At 38.6% G+C, this 15,752-nt stretch carries 20 protein-coding genes; 17 read left to right on the top strand and 3 right to left on the bottom strand.

The genetic code is table 11. The features are described from left to right. Nucleotides 1-39: 39 nt before the first annotated feature. Together HEQ36_RS05300 and HEQ36_RS05295 are read right to left on the bottom strand one after the other, a co-directional pair. Nucleotides 40-1,365 carry a glutamate-5-semialdehyde dehydrogenase gene (locus HEQ36_RS05300; RefSeq protein ID WP_205748382.1) on the bottom strand — a complete coding sequence of 442 codons (1,326 nt, stop codon included), beginning with the start codon at nt 1,363-1,365 and terminating at the stop codon, nt 40-42. Nucleotides 1,366-1,465: 100 nt separating this feature from the next. After that, entirely contained in the window at nt 1,466-1,732 is a 267-nt protein-coding gene (locus HEQ36_RS05295) for a hypothetical protein (protein ID WP_015080750.1), read from the bottom strand. Between the two features lie 1,294 nt (nt 1,733-3,026). Here HEQ36_RS05295 and gvpA (HEQ36_RS05290) point away from each other — a divergent pair. The 13 genes from gvpA (HEQ36_RS05290) (at nt 3,027) to HEQ36_RS05230 (ending at nt 9,843) form a co-directional block, all read left to right on the top strand. Further along, on the top strand, nt 3,027-3,242 hold the full coding sequence (gene gvpA, locus HEQ36_RS05290) for a gas vesicle structural protein GvpA (protein ID WP_015080752.1): 216 nt from the start codon (nt 3,027-3,029) through the stop codon (nt 3,240-3,242). 105 nt (nt 3,243-3,347) lie between these two features. Further along, nucleotides 3,348-3,563 carry a gas vesicle structural protein GvpA gene (gene gvpA, locus HEQ36_RS05285; protein ID WP_015080752.1) on the top strand — a complete coding sequence of 72 codons (216 nt, stop codon included), beginning with the start codon at nt 3,348-3,350 and terminating at the stop codon, nt 3,561-3,563. Nucleotides 3,564-3,664: 101 nt separating this feature from the next. Then, nucleotides 3,665-3,880 (top strand): gas vesicle structural protein GvpA, encoded by a 216-nt coding sequence (gene gvpA / locus HEQ36_RS05280; RefSeq protein WP_015080752.1) that lies wholly within the window; start codon nt 3,665-3,667, stop codon nt 3,878-3,880. 101 nt (nt 3,881-3,981) lie between these two features. Further along, nucleotides 3,982-4,197, top strand: a complete 216-nt coding sequence (gvpA, locus tag HEQ36_RS05275; RefSeq protein ID WP_015080752.1) for a gas vesicle structural protein GvpA — start codon at nt 3,982-3,984, stop codon at nt 4,195-4,197. A 105-nt stretch (nt 4,198-4,302) separates the two neighbouring features. After that, nucleotides 4,303-4,518, top strand: a complete 216-nt coding sequence (gvpA, locus tag HEQ36_RS05270) for a gas vesicle structural protein GvpA (RefSeq protein WP_015080752.1) — start codon at nt 4,303-4,305, stop codon at nt 4,516-4,518. Between the two features lie 105 nt (nt 4,519-4,623). Next, nucleotides 4,624-4,839, top strand: a complete 216-nt coding sequence (gvpA, locus tag HEQ36_RS05265) for a gas vesicle structural protein GvpA (RefSeq protein ID WP_015080752.1) — start codon at nt 4,624-4,626, stop codon at nt 4,837-4,839. A gap of 105 nt (nt 4,840-4,944) precedes the next feature. After that, on the top strand, nt 4,945-5,160 hold the full coding sequence (gene gvpA / locus HEQ36_RS05260; RefSeq protein ID WP_015080752.1) for a gas vesicle structural protein GvpA: 216 nt from the start codon (nt 4,945-4,947) through the stop codon (nt 5,158-5,160). A 190-nt stretch (nt 5,161-5,350) separates the two neighbouring features. Further along, on the top strand, nt 5,351-5,932 hold the full coding sequence (gvpC, locus tag HEQ36_RS05255) for a gas vesicle protein GvpC (RefSeq protein WP_168634837.1): 582 nt from the start codon (nt 5,351-5,353) through the stop codon (nt 5,930-5,932). A gap of 297 nt (nt 5,933-6,229) precedes the next feature. Further along, nucleotides 6,230-7,237: a gas vesicle protein GvpN gene (gene gvpN, locus HEQ36_RS05250; protein ID WP_168634836.1), complete on the top strand. Its 1,008-nt coding sequence runs from the start codon at nt 6,230-6,232 to the stop codon at nt 7,235-7,237. Between the two features lie 204 nt (nt 7,238-7,441). Further along, nucleotides 7,442-8,125, top strand: coding sequence for a gas vesicle protein (gene gvpJ / locus HEQ36_RS05245; protein WP_290706916.1), 684 nt, complete (start codon nt 7,442-7,444; stop codon nt 8,123-8,125). A 95-nt stretch (nt 8,126-8,220) separates the two neighbouring features. Then, nucleotides 8,221-8,688: a gas vesicle protein K gene (locus HEQ36_RS05240; protein ID WP_039203149.1), complete on the top strand. Its 468-nt coding sequence runs from the start codon at nt 8,221-8,223 to the stop codon at nt 8,686-8,688. Nucleotides 8,689-8,734: 46 nt separating this feature from the next. Then, nucleotides 8,735-9,472, top strand: a complete 738-nt coding sequence (locus tag HEQ36_RS05235) for a GvpL/GvpF family gas vesicle protein (protein WP_168634835.1) — start codon at nt 8,735-8,737, stop codon at nt 9,470-9,472. 11 nt (nt 9,473-9,483) lie between these two features. Continuing rightward, the gene (locus HEQ36_RS05230) at nt 9,484-9,843 is read left to right on the top strand and encodes a gas vesicle protein GvpG (RefSeq protein WP_053538588.1); all 360 of its coding nucleotides are present in this window, start codon (nt 9,484-9,486) and stop codon (nt 9,841-9,843) included. A 396-nt stretch (nt 9,844-10,239) separates the two neighbouring features. On the opposite strand, the gene HEQ36_RS05225 is transcribed toward HEQ36_RS05230, so the two are convergent. Then, nucleotides 10,240-10,650, bottom strand: a complete 411-nt coding sequence (locus tag HEQ36_RS05225) for a gas vesicle protein (RefSeq protein ID WP_325064569.1) — start codon at nt 10,648-10,650, stop codon at nt 10,240-10,242. Between the two features lie 55 nt (nt 10,651-10,705). Between HEQ36_RS05225 and HEQ36_RS05220 the strand changes: the two genes are divergently transcribed. From HEQ36_RS05220 to HEQ36_RS05210, 4 genes are all read left to right on the top strand, one after another. After that, a complete protein-coding gene (locus tag HEQ36_RS05220; protein ID WP_053538589.1) occupies nt 10,706-11,386 on the top strand; it encodes a GvpL/GvpF family gas vesicle protein in 681 nt (226 codons plus the stop codon). Between the two features lie 236 nt (nt 11,387-11,622). Then, the gene (locus tag HEQ36_RS25990) at nt 11,623-11,739 is read left to right on the top strand and encodes a transposase (RefSeq protein ID WP_367272398.1); all 117 of its coding nucleotides are present in this window, start codon (nt 11,623-11,625) and stop codon (nt 11,737-11,739) included. Between the two features lie 170 nt (nt 11,740-11,909). After that, nucleotides 11,910-13,787 (top strand): ArsA family ATPase, encoded by a 1,878-nt coding sequence (locus HEQ36_RS05215; protein WP_205748381.1) that lies wholly within the window; start codon nt 11,910-11,912, stop codon nt 13,785-13,787. A 58-nt stretch (nt 13,788-13,845) separates the two neighbouring features. Beyond that, entirely contained in the window at nt 13,846-15,699 is a 1,854-nt protein-coding gene (locus HEQ36_RS05210) for an AAA family ATPase (protein ID WP_168634834.1), read from the top strand. Nucleotides 15,700-15,752 lie beyond the last annotated feature (53 nt).

The following is a 15,752-nucleotide window of genomic DNA, read 5'->3' as shown; positions in this document are numbered from 1 at the left end:
ATTCCCAGTCAGAGACTGGGAACGAGATTAATAATATGATTACAAATCACGGTGACTAAATGATTTTGCGTTTGCACCTGTGTAGGTTTTCACAATATGTCCATTCCCAGACATTTGATATTTATATGTGATTAAACCTTCTAACCCAACTGGTCCACGAGGTGGCATTTGTTGGGTACTAATTCCCACTTCAGCACCAAATCCATAACGGAAACCATCAGCAAAACGAGTAGAACAATTATGATAAACTCCCGCTGCATTGACTAAGCCTTGAAATGTTTCTGCGGCTGTAATATCTTCAGTAATAATTGCTTCTGTGTGCCGAGAACCATAATTTTCAATATGGGATATTGCTTCATTTAAAGAATCAACAATTTTAATGGCTAAAATTAAATCGCTGTATTCTGTTTGCCAGTCTATTTCTGTCGCTGTGGCAATATCAGATAAAATTTGTATAGTCCGTTCATCACCTTTTAATTCTACATTTTGTGCTTGTAAAGCTGTGGCAACTTGGGGGAGAAATTCGGCAGCAATGCTACTATGAACTAGCAAAGTTTCAATGGCATTACAAGCAGCGGGATATTGAATTTTAGAATCTACAGTAATACTAATAGCTTTGGCAATATCAGCGGCTTGATCTACATAAAGATGACAAATGCCATCAGCATGACCTAATACGGGAATGCGGGTATTATCTTGGACAAATTTCACAAAAGCATTAGAACCTCTAGGAATAATTAAATCTACATATTTATCTAATTGCAAAAGTTCTAATATTTCTTCTCTGGTGGTTAACAATTGCACCGCATCAGGATTAACTGCTGTGTGAGATAATCCTTGTTTAATGGCTTTAACTATGGCTGTACAAGAATGTAAAGCTTCTTTACCACCTTTGAGAATGACACCATTACCGGATTTAATTGCTAAGGAAACTATTTGAATTGCGGCTTCGGGACGGGCTTCAAAAATGATGCCTAAAACGCCTAAAGGACAGGTAATGCGTTTGAGAATTAAACCAGTGTCAATTTCTCGATGAATTTGGACTTTACCAATAGGATCTTCTAGTTTACCAACATCTCGCACACCAGCGATCGCATCCCTTAATTTATGTTCATCTAACTGCAACCGTTTATAAAGGGGTTTAGCGATTCCTGCCGCTGTTGCTGCGTGACAATCAGCCAGGTTTGCTTGGAGAATATCATCCTTTGCCAATTCTAAAGCTTGAGCGATCGCTTCAATAGTTTGATTTTTGGCCTCAGAGGAGAGAACTGCCAGCTTACTAGCAGCTTGACGGGTTTGTTGAGCGATAGCTTCGCTGGTAGTAGGCATCGCAGATAGAGGAGAAATAATTTTGAAATTAGTCATAAGAATACCTGGTAAGTGGGAAACCTTTGAGGAAAAAATTAGCTGAAACAGCTAATTTTTGACCCTATTTTTTGAAATTCACTAAATCGAGTCTAGACACTTAACCTTCTTGAACTCGACGTTCAAATTCTTCGGAAGTTTTGCCAATTACATCTAAGGCTGAGGGATAGATATCATTATGCTCCTGTTTCAGCCAGCCTAAGAGATTGGCAATCTGAGCATTCCGTAAATCTAAATCAGTCTGAAAAATGATTGAAGTCGCCATCGCTTCAGCATATTGACGTGGATGACCTTGCTGCACAAAAACATCCACCAAAGCGGCTAAAGCTGTCTGTGGAATATTAACAGGAGTCCCTTCTGTAGACATAATTTCTGAAAAAAATAAAATTCACAGGCCATTTTAATTTAAACCACGTTCAAGATGAAACCTGTAGTTTATCGAATTACCCCACCCCGGTTTTGCTAAAGCAAAACCTACCCTCCCCTTACCAACTACCGTGTACACACAAATCATCAGATCCCCCTAAATCCCCCTTTCCAAGGGGGACTTCAAGAAAATTTCCCCCCTTTTTAAGGGGGGCTAGGGGGGATCAAAACCCTGTTAGGCAACTTGATCAGACTTCTGTGTACACCGTAGCCTTACCAAGGGAAGGGGTTTTAAACTGACAAAAACTTCACTTTAGGTTTCAAGATGGATGAGGTAAGTACCTGGATAGAATTAATTACTATTATTTATTTACCAATCCTTTGTCCATTAAGGATTTCAGTCCAAATATTTGTGTAATTAATTTTGTCTCATTACTTGTATCTACAGGAATTTGATTGGAGTAGCCATCACGAACTAGTTTACTTTTCGTTACATAAGATACTGCGTTTTCTCCTGCTCATCTATTATTGAGTATTAATACTTACTTGTGTAGCTTTTTTTTATTAAAACAATTTGTAAAAGTTCACGTAATTTAGGCTGTATATATAAAAATCCAGTTTGATCTTTAAAAGGAAAGGATACGTAGGGTGTGTTAGCGACATTCCAAAGCACCATTATCAAAGATTTTATGCGTTCAAGATTCCATCTGATCACGCTAAAATACTTAGTTTTGTATGGCCACGTATGCTATGAAAAATACAATAGTAATCATATGGAAAATACAATAGTAATCCTATGGAAAATATAATGATAATCATAGAAAAAATACAATAGTAGTCATATAGACAAAATATATAATGTGCTTTTTAGATATTTCAAGGTAATTTTTAATGGATAATTTTACCACTTAGGATTTGCTAATAGATCCTAGAGTGGCGTTAAATGTTATACATGAAACCCTTGCACAGTAATAATTTTACGGATATTAAATAATAATAATAATAATCATATGCAATAAACAAGCGTTATTCTATAAATTCATTACTGCGTAACTTTCTTAGCAGTCTCTAAGTTTGAAAAAATATTATGCTATCCAGATTTTGTACGTATTGATGATTTAGCATGATGTATATTTTCACTTAATTTCATTTTTCTCTCATTTTCTGTGACTCATAAACTTTACATTTCTTGACGGAATTTTACTTTACATCATAAAAATTAGATGATAGTTTGTTTAAGGGTTAAGCAATTACTTAACCGATAGTCATAAAACTAACAACAAGGAATTAAAAAAATGGCAGTTGAAAAAACCAATTCTTCCTCCAGCTTGGCAGAAGTTATTGATAGAATCCTCGACAAAGGTATCGTAATTGACGCTTGGGTTCGTGTTTCCTTAGTTGGTATCGAACTACTAGCAATTGAAGCTCGGATCGTTATCGCTTCCGTTGAAACCTACTTGAAGTATGCTGAAGCAGTTGGTTTGACCCAATCAGCAGCAGTACCTGCTTAATTTAATTAAGCAAGTTACCAAGTAGGAGAATAACCATGACTCATATTTATAGTTATTCTCCTCATTTCCCAAGTTTCCGACAACAAATCACAAGGAATTAAAAAAATGGCAGTTGAAAAAACCAATTCTTCCTCCAGCTTGGCAGAAGTTATTGATAGAATCCTCGACAAAGGTATCGTAATTGACGCTTGGGTTCGTGTTTCCTTAGTTGGTATCGAATTACTAGCAATTGAAGCTCGGATCGTTATCGCTTCCGTTGAAACCTACTTGAAGTATGCTGAAGCAGTTGGTTTAACCCAATCAGCAGCAGTACCTGCTTAATCTAAGCAAGTTACCAAGTAGGAGAATAACCATGACTCATATTTATAGTTATTCTCCTCATTTCCCAAGTTTCCGACAACAAATAACAAGGAATTAAAAAAATGGCAGTTGAAAAAACCAATTCTTCCTCCAGCTTGGCAGAAGTTATTGATAGAATCCTCGACAAAGGTATCGTAATTGACGCTTGGGTTCGTGTTTCCTTAGTTGGTATCGAACTACTAGCAATTGAAGCTCGGATCGTTATCGCTTCCGTTGAAACCTACTTGAAGTATGCTGAAGCAGTTGGTTTAACCCAATCAGCAGCAGTACCTGCTTAATCTAAGCAAGTTACCAAGTAGGAGAATAACCATGACTCATATTTATAGTTATTCTCCTCATTTCCCAAGTTTCCGACAACAAATCACAAGGAATTAAAAAAATGGCAGTTGAAAAAACCAATTCTTCCTCCAGCTTGGCAGAAGTTATTGATAGAATCCTCGACAAAGGTATCGTAATTGACGCTTGGGTTCGTGTTTCCTTAGTTGGTATCGAATTACTAGCAATTGAAGCTCGGATCGTTATCGCTTCCGTTGAAACCTACTTGAAGTATGCTGAAGCAGTTGGTTTGACCCAATCAGCAGCAGTACCTGCTTAATTTAATTAAGCAAGTTACCAAGTAGGAGAATAACCATGACTCATATTTATAGTTATTCTCCTCATTTCCCAAGTTTCCGACAACAAATCACAAGGAATTAAAAAAATGGCAGTTGAAAAAACCAATTCTTCCTCCAGCTTGGCAGAAGTTATTGATAGAATCCTCGACAAAGGTATCGTAATTGACGCTTGGGTTCGTGTTTCCTTAGTTGGTATCGAATTACTAGCAATTGAAGCTCGGATCGTTATCGCTTCCGTTGAAACCTACTTGAAGTATGCTGAAGCAGTTGGTTTGACCCAATCAGCAGCAGTACCTGCTTAATTTAATTAAGCAAGTTACCAAGTAGGAGAATAACCATGACTCATATTTATAGTTATTCTCCTCATTTCCCAAGTTTCCGACAACAAATCACAAGGAATTAAAAAAATGGCAGTTGAAAAAACCAATTCTTCCTCCAGCTTGGCAGAAGTTATTGATAGAATCCTCGACAAAGGTATCGTAATTGACGCTTGGGTTCGTGTTTCCTTAGTTGGTATCGAACTACTAGCAATTGAAGCTCGGATCGTTATCGCTTCCGTTGAAACCTACTTGAAGTATGCTGAAGCAGTTGGTTTGACCCAATCAGCAGCAGTACCTGCTTAATTTAATTAAGCAAGTTACCAAGTAGGAGAATAACCATGACTCATATTTATAGTTATTCTCCTCATTTCCCAAGTTTCCGACAACAAATAACAAGGAATTAAAAAAATGGCAGTTGAAAAAACCAATTCTTCCTCCAGCTTGGCAGAAGTTATTGATAGAATCCTCGACAAAGGTATCGTAATTGACGCTTGGGTTCGTGTTTCCTTAGTTGGTATCGAATTACTAGCAATTGAAGCTCGGATCGTTATCGCTTCCGTTGAAACCTACTTGAAGTATGCTGAAGCAGTTGGTTTAACCCAATCAGCAGCAGTACCTGCTTAATTTAATTAAGCTCCATAATATCAGGATTAATTAATCCTGATATTGGTTCTGCTTTTTTTAATTATCTAGATATTTGGAAATCAACGCTTCTCAAAGGATATTACAAAAAAGTACGAATCCTTATAATGTAGTACCTGGAGAAGCAATTTCTGTTAGGTCTGGGCTAATTTACTATTTTTTGGAGAACTTCATGATTTCTTTAATGGCAAAAATCCGGCAAGAACATCAGTCAATAGCAGAGAAAGTGGCTGAACTATCTCTTGAGACCAGAGAATTCTTGTCCGTCACGACAGCGAAAAGACAAGAGCAAGCTGAAAAACAAGCTCAAGAACTGCAAGCATTCTACAAGGATCTTCAGGAAACAAGTCAGCAGTTTTTATCAGAAACAGCCCAAGCCAGAATTGCTCAAGCTGAAAAACAAGCTCAAGAACTGTTAGCATTCCACAAAGAACTTCAAGAAACAAGTCAGCAGTTTTTATCAGAAACAGCCCAAGCCAGAATTGCTCAAGCTGAAAAACAAGCTCAAGAACTGTTAGCATTTTATCAAGAAGTTCGGGAAACAAGTCAGCAGTTTTTATCAGAAACAGCCCAAGCCAGAATTGCTCAAGCTGAAAAACAAGCTCAAGAACTGTTAGCATTCCACAAAGAACTTCAAGAAACAAGTCAGCAGTTTTTATCAGCAACAGCCGACGCAAGAACTGCTCAAGCTAAGGAACAGAAGGAATCTCTCCTGAAATTCCGTCAGGATTTGTTTGTGAGTATCTTTGGTTAATAAATACTCTCATTACCTGTAGTCCATTTGTTGGACAATGGGGCTACATAATAAAACCCCCTGATATTCCAGTTGCAAGACTGGTAAGACAAGGGGGCGATTAATAAAATTCAACAACAATGACTCTTGGCGTGAAGCTTCGGTTGTCTATATTTATACTCCGTATTCGTTAACATAGAAAATCTGTCTAGCATTAACGTTGATACTCTTATTAAACTAGGCTTCGTGCTTCATATACAAACCCAAGTTTGGCAATAATATCCGCACAAACATAAACTTTTTTACCATCTTTAAATTATGACTACTACCAAGGTTAATCATAAAAGAGCCGTTCTTCGTCTTCGTCCAGGGCAGTTTGTCGTCACACCTGCTATCGAGCGAGTCGCAATTCGGGCGCTACGTTATCTCAAATCGGGGTTTCCTGTTCACTTACGCGGACCAGCCGGCACAGGGAAAACAACCCTAGCCATGCACTTGGCTAACTGTCTGGACAGACCAGTCATGTTACTGTTTGGAGATGACCAGTTTAAGAGTTCGGACCTGATTGGTAGTGAATCTGGTTACACTCACAAAAAGGTACTAGACAACTATATCCATAGTGTTGTTAAACTCGAGGACGAATTTAAGCAAAATTGGGTTGATTCCCGATTAACCTTAGCTTGTCGTGAAGGTTTCACCTTAGTTTATGATGAATTTAACCGTTCACGACCTGAAGTTAATAACGTCCTGCTGTCAGCATTAGAAGAAAAAATTCTTAGTCTTCCTCCTAGCAGCAATCAGCCAGAATACTTGAGTGTTAATCCTCAATTTCGGGTGATTTTTACATCGAATCCAGAAGAGTATGCGGGAGTTCACTCAACCCAAGATGCTTTGATGGATAGATTGGTAACTATTAGTATGCCAGAACCAGATGAAATCACTCAAACAGAGATATTAATTCAGAAAACAAATATAGATCGAGAATCTGCTAACTTCATCGTGCGGTTAGTTAAGTCATTTCGTGTAGCTACCGGCGCGGAGAAAACTTCCGGCTTACGGTCTTGTTTAATGATTGCTAAGGTCTGTGCTGATAATAATATTCCGGTGACAACAGAAAGTTTAGATTTTCCAGATATTGCTATAGATATTCTGTTCAACCGCTCTCATTTATCTATGAGCGAATCCACAAACATTTTCTTGGAGTTACTAGAGAAATTCTCAGCCGAAGAACTGGAAATATTAAATAATAGAGTCACAGGAGACAATGATTTTCTGATTGACAATTCCCAATTTTTATCCCAACAATTAGCTGGTCAACCAAATTAGCTTAGAAAGTAGAAGCCTCTCACCTACCCGACCGGGAGGTGATGCGATCAATGCGGGCGAGTCACTACTTGATGCAAAAAAAGTTAATTTTTGCCAAATAATAATCAATGCTTTGTTTTCTTTAGAGCAGGAATTTTTAGTCTGTAAAATCAGATATGAGTCCTATACCATTCAAGAGTTGAATTATTTCTGACTTCTACCCCAATGCTGCCAACACGTCCTCAGACTAACTCAAGTCGAACTATTAACACATCTACCCAAGGTTCGACTTTAGCGGACATTCTCGAAAGGGTTTTAGATAAGGGTATTGTGATTGCTGGCGATATTTCTATATCTATCGCATCCACCGAACTTGTACATATTCGGATTCGCTTGTTAATTTCCTCTGTGGATAAAGCCAAGGAAATGGGCATCAATTGGTGGGAAAGCGATCCTTATCTCAGCACTAAGGCTCAACGTTTGGTTGAAGAAAATCAACAACTTCAGCATCGTCTAGAGAGTCTAGAGGCAAAGCTAAATTCACTGACATCTTCTAGTGTGAAAGAGGAAATCCCCTTAGCAGCAGATGTTAAAGATGATTTGTATCAAACCAGTGCAAAAATTCCATCACCTGTAGATACACCAATTGAAGTTCTAGATTTTCAGGCTCAATCCAGTGGGGGAACTCCACCATATTTAAATACATCAATGGAAATTCTCGATTTCCAGGCTCAAACCAGTGAAGAAAGTTCATCACCTGTAGGTTCAACCGTGGAAATTCTCGATTTTCAGGCTCAAACCAGTGAAGAAAGTTCATCACCTGTAGGTTCAACCGTGGAAATTCTCGATTTTCAAGCTCAAACCAGTGAAGAAAGTTCATCATCCGTAGATCCAGCGATTGATGTCTAACCTAAACTATCCAGGCTTGAAGTATCTGAAACTCTTGAAACTTTAATAATCAAATTGCATCAAAGACATTTAAAACTTTAGGTTGCATCATAAAAATGGTTTGCACTCCCGCTGAAAACTTCAACAATTCACTGACCATTGCTTCTAAACCCAAGAATGAAGCGGGTTTAGCTCCTTTACTTTTGACTGTATTGGAATTGGTGCGTCAGTTGATGGAAGCTCAAGTAATTCGGCGCATGGAAGAGGATTTACTGAGTGAACCTGACTTAGAACGGGCAGCAGACAGTCTGCAAAAGTTAGAAGAACAAATCTTACATTTGTGTGAGATGTTTGAGGTTGACCCGGCAGATTTGAATATAAATTTGGGGGAGATTGGGACTCTTTTACCATCTTCCGGTTCTTATTATCCAGGTCAACCCAGTAGTCGTCCTTCTGTATTAGAGCTATTAGATCGACTTTTAAATACTGGAATTGTTGTAGATGGTGAGATAGATTTAGGTATCGCTCAAATCGATCTTATTCACGCTAAATTACGTTTAGTTTTGACATCAAAACCAATGTAATCCCAATTTATCAATCATAAATTTAGGTTTAATTTATTCACGGCTTATGAGTATTCCTCTTTATTTGTACGGCATTTTTCCAAATACAATTCCTGAAACTCTTGAGCTTGAAGGATTGGATAAGCAACCTGTTCATAGTCAAGTAGTTGATGAGTTTTGTTTCTTATATTCAGAGGCTCGTCAAGAAAAATATTTGGCTTCTCGCCGTAATTTGTTAACTCATGAAAAAGTTTTAGAACAAACAATGCATGCGGGTTTTCGTGTTCTTCTCCCCCTGCGGTTTGGATTAGTGGTTAAAGATTGGGAAACCATCATGAGTCAATTGATTAATCCCCATAAAGATCAATTGAATCAATTGTTTCAAAAATTGGCAGGCAAAAGAGAGGTAAGCATTAAAATTTTCTGGGATGCTAAAGCGGAATTACAAACCATGATGGAGTCTCATCAGGATTTGAAGCAGCAGCGCGACAACATGGAAGGCAAAAAGTTGAGTATGGAGGAAGTCATCCAAATTGGACAATTAATTGAAATTAATCTTCTAGCCCGCAAACAAGCTGTAATTGAAGTTTTCTCTCAGGAGCTAAATCCTTTCGCTCAGGAGATTGTAGTCAGTGACCCTATGACGGAAGAAATGATTTACAATGCAGCCTTTTTGATTCCTTGGGAAAGTGAATCTGAATTTAGCGAACGTGTTGAAGTGATTGATCAGAAATTTGGCGATCGCTTACGTATTCGCTACAACAATTTTACTGCTCCCTACACATTTGCCCAGCTTGATTCATAGGAGTTATTACGATGCTGACGAAACTGTTACTACTGCCCATCATGGGTCCTCTGAATGGAGTTGTCTGGATTGCAGAGCAAATCCAAGAGCGGACTAACACTGAATTTGATGCCCAAGAAAATTTGCATAAACAATTATTAAGCTTGCAACTTTCCTTTGATATTGGCGAAATTGGTGAGGAAGAATTCGAGATTCAAGAAGAAGAGATTCTTTTAAAAATTCAAGCCTTAGAAGAGGAAGCACGCTTGGAACTAGAAGCTGAACAAGAGGAAGCACGCTTAGAATTAGAAGCTGAACAGGAAGACTTTGAATATCCACCTGAATTCACAGCAGAAGTTAATAAGGATCAACATCTCGTCTTGTTACCTTAGGATTGATGGGCGCAAGTAAGCCACCTCTTTTTATCTTCAAAACCCTTAGAAAACGGTAATTGGGAATTATCCTATAGGAATCCTATTTGATTGTTGAAAAATTGAGAAAGTCCAAGCCTTTCCTGATCGGTGTTACAATCTAAGTATATTGAGTAAAATTCAAATAGGATGGCTATATAACTAGTACCGCAGGGCGGAAGTCAAAAGTCAAAAGTCAAAAGTCAAAACTAATATACAGTAGGCTTTTTAGCGATTAAGAATGGTTGGTTTATTTACGCCGTGCTGTAATAGTACAATGTTTAGATGAAGTTTAAGTTTATCATAAAAAACCCGCTTTCGCGGGTCAAATGTGGAAAATGTGTTCATATTTTGCCAAATTTATCAAGATTTGAGATATTAATATTCAACCTCAAAAGTTTGGTAATTATTCGACTCAACAAAAATATTTGAACGCACTATATTTTGAGCAGTATTTGAGTGAGGTTGACGCAATTTATGAATCGTTTTTTCTGTCGCTTCTATCTGTTCATTGAGGATATCTAAGCGTTGTTGAAGTAAACCCATTCGTTCTTTAATAGAATACATATCTCGCTGAATACGTTGTTTCTCCGTCACCATTTTATAAAGATCCAATTGACTTGATGCATCAGACTTAGGCCGAGGCATTGTGCTAATTTTAGCTCTGCTAATACTGCGATTACTAATTGTTTTCATGAAAAATACCTGAATATTTTTTATCATTATAACCAAGTTTTTGTAATTGTAAATCCCCAAATTATCTGGAAAAAATTTATCTCTTACTTCCATGAATATGAACTTTAGGTACTTCGTAACAGCAAATATTTTTATCTAGGTGAAATATATGGAATTAGAAAATCTCTACACTTATGCTTTTTTGGAAATACCTAGCTCTCCCTTGATTTTGCCACAGGGTGCTGCTAATCAAGTAGTGCTAATTAATGGTACTGAACTTGCGGCTATTGTCGAGCCGGGGATATTTTTAGAATCATTCCAAAATAATGATGAAAAAATTATCCAAATGGCTTTACATCATGATCGAGTAATTTGTGAACTTTTTCAACAGATTACAGTTTTACCCTTGCGGTTTGGAACTTATTTTACTTCTACAAATAATCTGCTAACCCATTTAAAATCCCATGAAAAAGAATATCAGAATAAGCTAGAAAAGATCAATGGTAAAAACGAATTTACTTTAAAATTGATCCCACGAATGATAGAAGAAATAGTACCATCTGAAGGGGGAGGTAAGGATTATTTCTTAGCTAAAAAGCAACGCTATCAAAACCAAAACAACTTTAGTATTGCTCAAGCAGCAGAAAAACAAAATCTTATTGATTTAATCACCAAAGTTAATCAATTACCCGTTGTTGTTCAAGAACAAGAGGAACAAATACAGATTTACCTCTTAGTTAGTTGTCAAGATAAGACCTTACTTTTAGAACAGTTTTTAACCTGGCAGAAAGCTTGTCCAAAGTGGGATCTACTTTTAGGAGATTGTCTTCCTCCTTACCACTTTATTTAGTGATTATTTATTAAGTAAGTCGGCGCAAAGAAACCAAACTATGTAAAGATAAGTAAATACGGAAAATAAATCTACTGAGGTGATTAAAATATGGGCGCTCGTTTAAGGGTATTTTTAACTCGTGAGCAAGATAAAACCCTGTTTGAACCTAAGAACAAGGGATTTGCCGCAAAAAGTCAAAGATACAGCCGAGGTAATTAGGTTAAATTCAGATAGTTGGTATGTAGAAAAAATAGCTGCTCATTTATATCTTCTTTCTGCCCAAATATTGCTCTGAAATGAATCCAATGGAATTGGAATGGCAGCATCTCAAAAAAGATGAACTATCGGGACAAATGTTTGAGGACGAGTAATACGATTGCTTATGCCGTAATGAATGGGGTTAAAGCCAGGGGAGAAAAAGCACAATACAGTACAAAACGTATTAAATTCAACAAACATACTCCTGCTTAACTTTTCCTTACATAGTTATAAACTTTTCCGCCGACCTACTTAGTCTTTTCGTTAATTTTTTAACTTTATTATGAACCAGTACGACTCACTTAATTTGGTCATGTTTAGCGGCAAAGGTGGAGTTGGCAAAACTACCACTTCTTGCAGTTTTGCTCGTTATTGGGCAAAACAGTTCCCAGAAGAAACAATTTTGTTACTTTCTACAGATCCGGCACATTCTTTAGGAGATGTATTACTGGCAGAAGTGAAAGATTATGCTTCACCATTAACAGATTTGCCTAATTTGAGTGTTCAGGCTTTAGATGCTGAAAAACTGCTATTAGAATTTAAGGCCAAATATAGCGAATTTTTAGAACTACTGGTTGAGCGGGGAAGTCTAGCAGACGGACAAGATTTAGCCCCAGTTTGGGATTTGAACTGGCCTGGTTTAAATGAATTAATGGGGTTACTAGAAATCCAACGTCTACTGTCTGAAAAAAAAGTAGATCGCATAGTAGTTGATATGGCTCCTTCTGGTCATACCTTAAACCTATTGCGATTGAAAGATTTCTTAGATGTGATTTTAAATTCATTAGAGTTATTCCAGAAAAAGCATCAGGTGATCACAGAAACTTTGACCAGAAAAAACTATACTCTTGATGAAGTTGATGACTTTTTGGCTGATCTAAAATTTCAATTAGCAGAAGGGAGACGACTGCTACAGGATAATCAATTTACAGGTTGTATAGTTGTCGCCATTTCCGAACCTATGTGTTTTGCCGAAACCGAGCGATTCATAGAAAGTTTAAAAAACCTAGATGTTCCCTATGCGGGAATAATAATCAATCGAATTTTGGCAAATTCAGATACAGAGCTAGACCGCTATGCAGAACAGCAAAACTTCATCAATAAATTCCTAAAAATTTCCCCAAAAAAACCCGTTTTCATAGTACCACAACAGCAATTCCCACCTTTAGGAGGGTTAGCATTAGATAATCTAGCAGGACAAATTCAAAATATTGATCAAGTGGAACTCGCTTCTCCACCACCAATTCAATGGCCGACTAAAATTCTACCTAGCTTTACTGATTTTGTAGCTGAAGGCTGTCAATTGATTGTTGTCGGTGGCAAAGGAGGAGTTGGTAAAACCACAGTGTCAGCAGCCATGGCCTGGGCTTTTGCTAATCGTTATCCTGATAAAAACATTCGCGTAATTTCCATAGATCCTGCTCATTCCTTGGGAGATGCTTTTGGTGAAAAATTAGGACATGAACCAAAATTATTAGCTCCCAATTTAAGTGGACAGGAAATTAATGCTGAGAAAATATTAGATCAATTTCGTGCCGATTATCTTTGGGAATTGGCGGATATGATTAGTGGTGAAGGAACAGAAGCAGACGCAACAATAAATATTGCCTATCTTCCAGAGGCTTGGCGGCAGATTATGTCTCAAGCTTTACCAGGTATTGATGAGATGCTATCTCTAATCACCATCATGGATTTATTAGACAGCAACCAGCAAGATTTGATTATTCTAGATACAGCGCCCACAGGTCATCTTCTGCAATTTTTGGAAATGCCAACTGCATTAGGAGATTGGTTATCTTGGATATTTAAGTTATGGATGAAATATCAGAATGTCTTGGGTCGAGTTGATTTCATTGGGCGGTTGCGAAGTCTGCGCCAACAAGTGGTTAAAGCTCAGAAGAAATTAAAAAACCCAAAGCATACCCAATTTGTGGGTGTAATTCAGGGAGAAGCGGCAATTATTGCTGAACATATTCGCTTAACAGAATCTCTAAAAACCATAGGAATTCAACAGCGTTATGTGGTACAAAATCGCTACACTCAAGATGTAGAGATTGAGAGCAGCTTGTTTTCACAACAAACAATTGTTCGCTTACCTAAGTTACCCAGATCTGTCGAACCTATTGCCAGAATTCAAGGTGCCGCCAATCTTTTATTTTAAGTGGATAATGTAGCCAAGAAAAAATGGTTTTTTTAGAGTCAATTTTTGGAGGAATCTGATGAGTGATTTATTCAAGGGATTTGAGCAGTTACTAGAACTAGTAAAAACTCTGGAAGAAAAAGCAGAAAACGGAGAAATCAAGACCAATGTCCAGTTTAACTCCCGACCCCTAAGCAGTATTCCCAGAACAGGAAATATCCCACGTACCAGTAATATGGGGGTTAATATGGGTAACATGGGTAATGACGTGGGTACAAGTCGGATGAACACTCAATCCCCCCCAGCTTCTGGTGCAGGTCCATCAGATCCAGTCGTCCACCCCGATCCTACTTCAGGTATTGCTCTCAAAGATATCGGTGGACTGAGCGAAATTCTTAAAGAACTCAAGGAACTGATTGCTATTCCTTTAAAACGCCCTGACCTACTGGCTAAATTAGGACTAGAACCCACCCATGGCGTATTATTAGTTGGTCCGCCAGGAACGGGCAAAACCCTCACCGCCCGGGCTTTAGCTGAAGAACTGGGCGTTAACTACATTGCCATTGTTGGTCCAGAAGTCATCAGTAAATATTACGGTGAAGCGGAACAAAGACTGCGCGGTATCTTTGAAAAAGCCGCCAAAAATGCTCCCTGTATTATTTTTATTGATGAAATTGATAGCCTCGCCCCAGACCGTAGTGCCGTAGAAGGGGAAGTTGAAAAGCGTCTGGTTGCCCAATTATTAGGCTTGATGGATGGTTTTTCCCATAGCCCAGGGGTGATTGTTCTCGCGGCTACAAACCGCCCTGACCACCTTGACCCAGCCCTGCGACGACCGGGAAGATTTGACCGAGAAGTGCAGTTTCGCATTCCTGACATCAACGGCCGCAAAGAAATTCTGCAAATTCTCACCCGCCCCATGCCCTTGGATAATACGGTTGACCTGGATTTTATCGCCGAGCGGGCGGTGGGATTTGTGGGGGCTGATTTGAAGGCCGTTTGTCAAAAAGCCGCTTATACCGCCCTCCGTCGTCAAGTTCCTTCCATAGAAGTGGAAGCTCCAGAAAACATGACGGTTAATCAAACTGATTTTTTACAAGGGCTAAAGGAAATCAAGCCGGCTGTACTTCGCAGCGTTGAAGTTGAAGTTCCTCAAGTGGCGTGGGACGATATTGGTGGTTTAGAAACGATTAAACAAACCTTGCGAGAATCAGTAGAAGGGGCGTTGCTTTATCCAGAACTTTACCTCCAAACCAAAGCCGTAGCTCCCAAGGGGATTTTGCTATGGGGACCACCGGGAACTGGCAAAACTCTATTAGCAAAGGCTGTGGCTTCCCAGGCCAGGGCTAATTTTATTGGTGTCAATGGACCAGAGTTGCTTACCCGTTGGGTAGGTGCTAGTGAGCAAGCGGTACGGGAATTATTTGCTAAGGCGCGACAAGCAGAACCCTGTGTCATATTCATTGATGAAATTGATACCTTAGCTCCAGCACGGGGAACTTACAGCGGTGATTCTGGTGTGAGTAACCGGGTAGTGGGGCAATTACTTACTGAGTTGGATGGTGTAGAGGCTGGTGCAAGTATTCTGGTCATTGGGGCTACAAACCGTCCTGATGCTCTTGATTCTGCTTTATTACGGGCAGGAAGGTTGGATTTACAACTTAAGGTAGATTTACCTGATTTAGCTAGTCGTTTAGATATTTTGCAAGTGTATACTCAGGGACGACCATTGTTAGATGTAAATTTAACCTATTGGTCTGAAGTCACAGAAGGCTGGAATGGCGCTGATTTAGTATTGCTGTGCAATCAAGCTGCTGTGGAAGCTATTCGCCGTTTCCGAGGGCAAGGACAGACAAATCCGGCTGATATCAGAATTACTAATGATGATTTTGAATATTCTCATCAGGTTTTAGTCAGTCAACGTCATGCTTAGTTAGATTCTCACTGTTACCCCTGTCCGTAAGCAATTTGGCCGGGGGTCACAAA

This window comes from Anabaena sp. 54 (assembly GCF_017355725.1).
Taxonomy (GTDB): domain Bacteria; phylum Cyanobacteriota; class Cyanobacteriia; order Cyanobacteriales; family Nostocaceae; genus Dolichospermum; species Dolichospermum heterosporum.
Note: the sequence above shows the minus strand (reverse complement) of the source record. Positions and strands in the feature narration are given on the sequence as shown.

Excerpts from the sequence above, each read along its gene's own strand:
- HEQ36_RS05230 (WP_053538588.1), top strand. The coding sequence starts at position 9,484 with ATGCTGACGAAACTGTTACTACTGCCCATCATGGGTCCTCTGAATGGA.
- HEQ36_RS05225 (WP_325064569.1), bottom strand. The coding sequence starts at position 10,650 with ATGGAAGTAAGAGATAAATTTTTTCCAGATAATTTGGGGATTTACAAT.
- HEQ36_RS05220 (WP_053538589.1), top strand. The coding sequence starts at position 10,706 with ATGGAATTAGAAAATCTCTACACTTATGCTTTTTTGGAAATACCTAGC.
- gvpC (WP_168634837.1), top strand. The coding sequence starts at position 5,351 with ATGATTTCTTTAATGGCAAAAATCCGGCAAGAACATCAGTCAATAGCA.
- gvpN (WP_168634836.1), top strand. The coding sequence starts at position 6,230 with ATGACTACTACCAAGGTTAATCATAAAAGAGCCGTTCTTCGTCTTCGT.
- HEQ36_RS05210 (WP_168634834.1), top strand. The coding sequence starts at position 13,846 with ATGAGTGATTTATTCAAGGGATTTGAGCAGTTACTAGAACTAGTAAAA.
- HEQ36_RS05300 (WP_205748382.1), bottom strand. The coding sequence starts at position 1,365 with ATGACTAATTTCAAAATTATTTCTCCTCTATCTGCGATGCCTACTACC.
- gvpJ (WP_290706916.1), top strand. The coding sequence starts at position 7,442 with ATGCTGCCAACACGTCCTCAGACTAACTCAAGTCGAACTATTAACACA.
- gvpA (WP_015080752.1), top strand. The coding sequence starts at position 4,303 with ATGGCAGTTGAAAAAACCAATTCTTCCTCCAGCTTGGCAGAAGTTATT.
- gvpA (WP_015080752.1), top strand. The coding sequence starts at position 4,624 with ATGGCAGTTGAAAAAACCAATTCTTCCTCCAGCTTGGCAGAAGTTATT.
- gvpA (WP_015080752.1), top strand. The coding sequence starts at position 3,665 with ATGGCAGTTGAAAAAACCAATTCTTCCTCCAGCTTGGCAGAAGTTATT.
- gvpA (WP_015080752.1), top strand. The coding sequence starts at position 3,348 with ATGGCAGTTGAAAAAACCAATTCTTCCTCCAGCTTGGCAGAAGTTATT.
- HEQ36_RS05215 (WP_205748381.1), top strand. The coding sequence starts at position 11,910 with ATGAACCAGTACGACTCACTTAATTTGGTCATGTTTAGCGGCAAAGGT.
- HEQ36_RS05240 (WP_039203149.1), top strand. The coding sequence starts at position 8,221 with ATGGTTTGCACTCCCGCTGAAAACTTCAACAATTCACTGACCATTGCT.
- gvpA (WP_015080752.1), top strand. The coding sequence starts at position 3,982 with ATGGCAGTTGAAAAAACCAATTCTTCCTCCAGCTTGGCAGAAGTTATT.
- HEQ36_RS05295 (WP_015080750.1), bottom strand. The coding sequence starts at position 1,732 with ATGTCTACAGAAGGGACTCCTGTTAATATTCCACAGACAGCTTTAGCC.
- gvpA (WP_015080752.1), top strand. The coding sequence starts at position 4,945 with ATGGCAGTTGAAAAAACCAATTCTTCCTCCAGCTTGGCAGAAGTTATT.
- HEQ36_RS05235 (WP_168634835.1), top strand. The coding sequence starts at position 8,735 with ATGAGTATTCCTCTTTATTTGTACGGCATTTTTCCAAATACAATTCCT.
- gvpA (WP_015080752.1), top strand. The coding sequence starts at position 3,027 with ATGGCAGTTGAAAAAACCAATTCTTCCTCCAGCTTGGCAGAAGTTATT.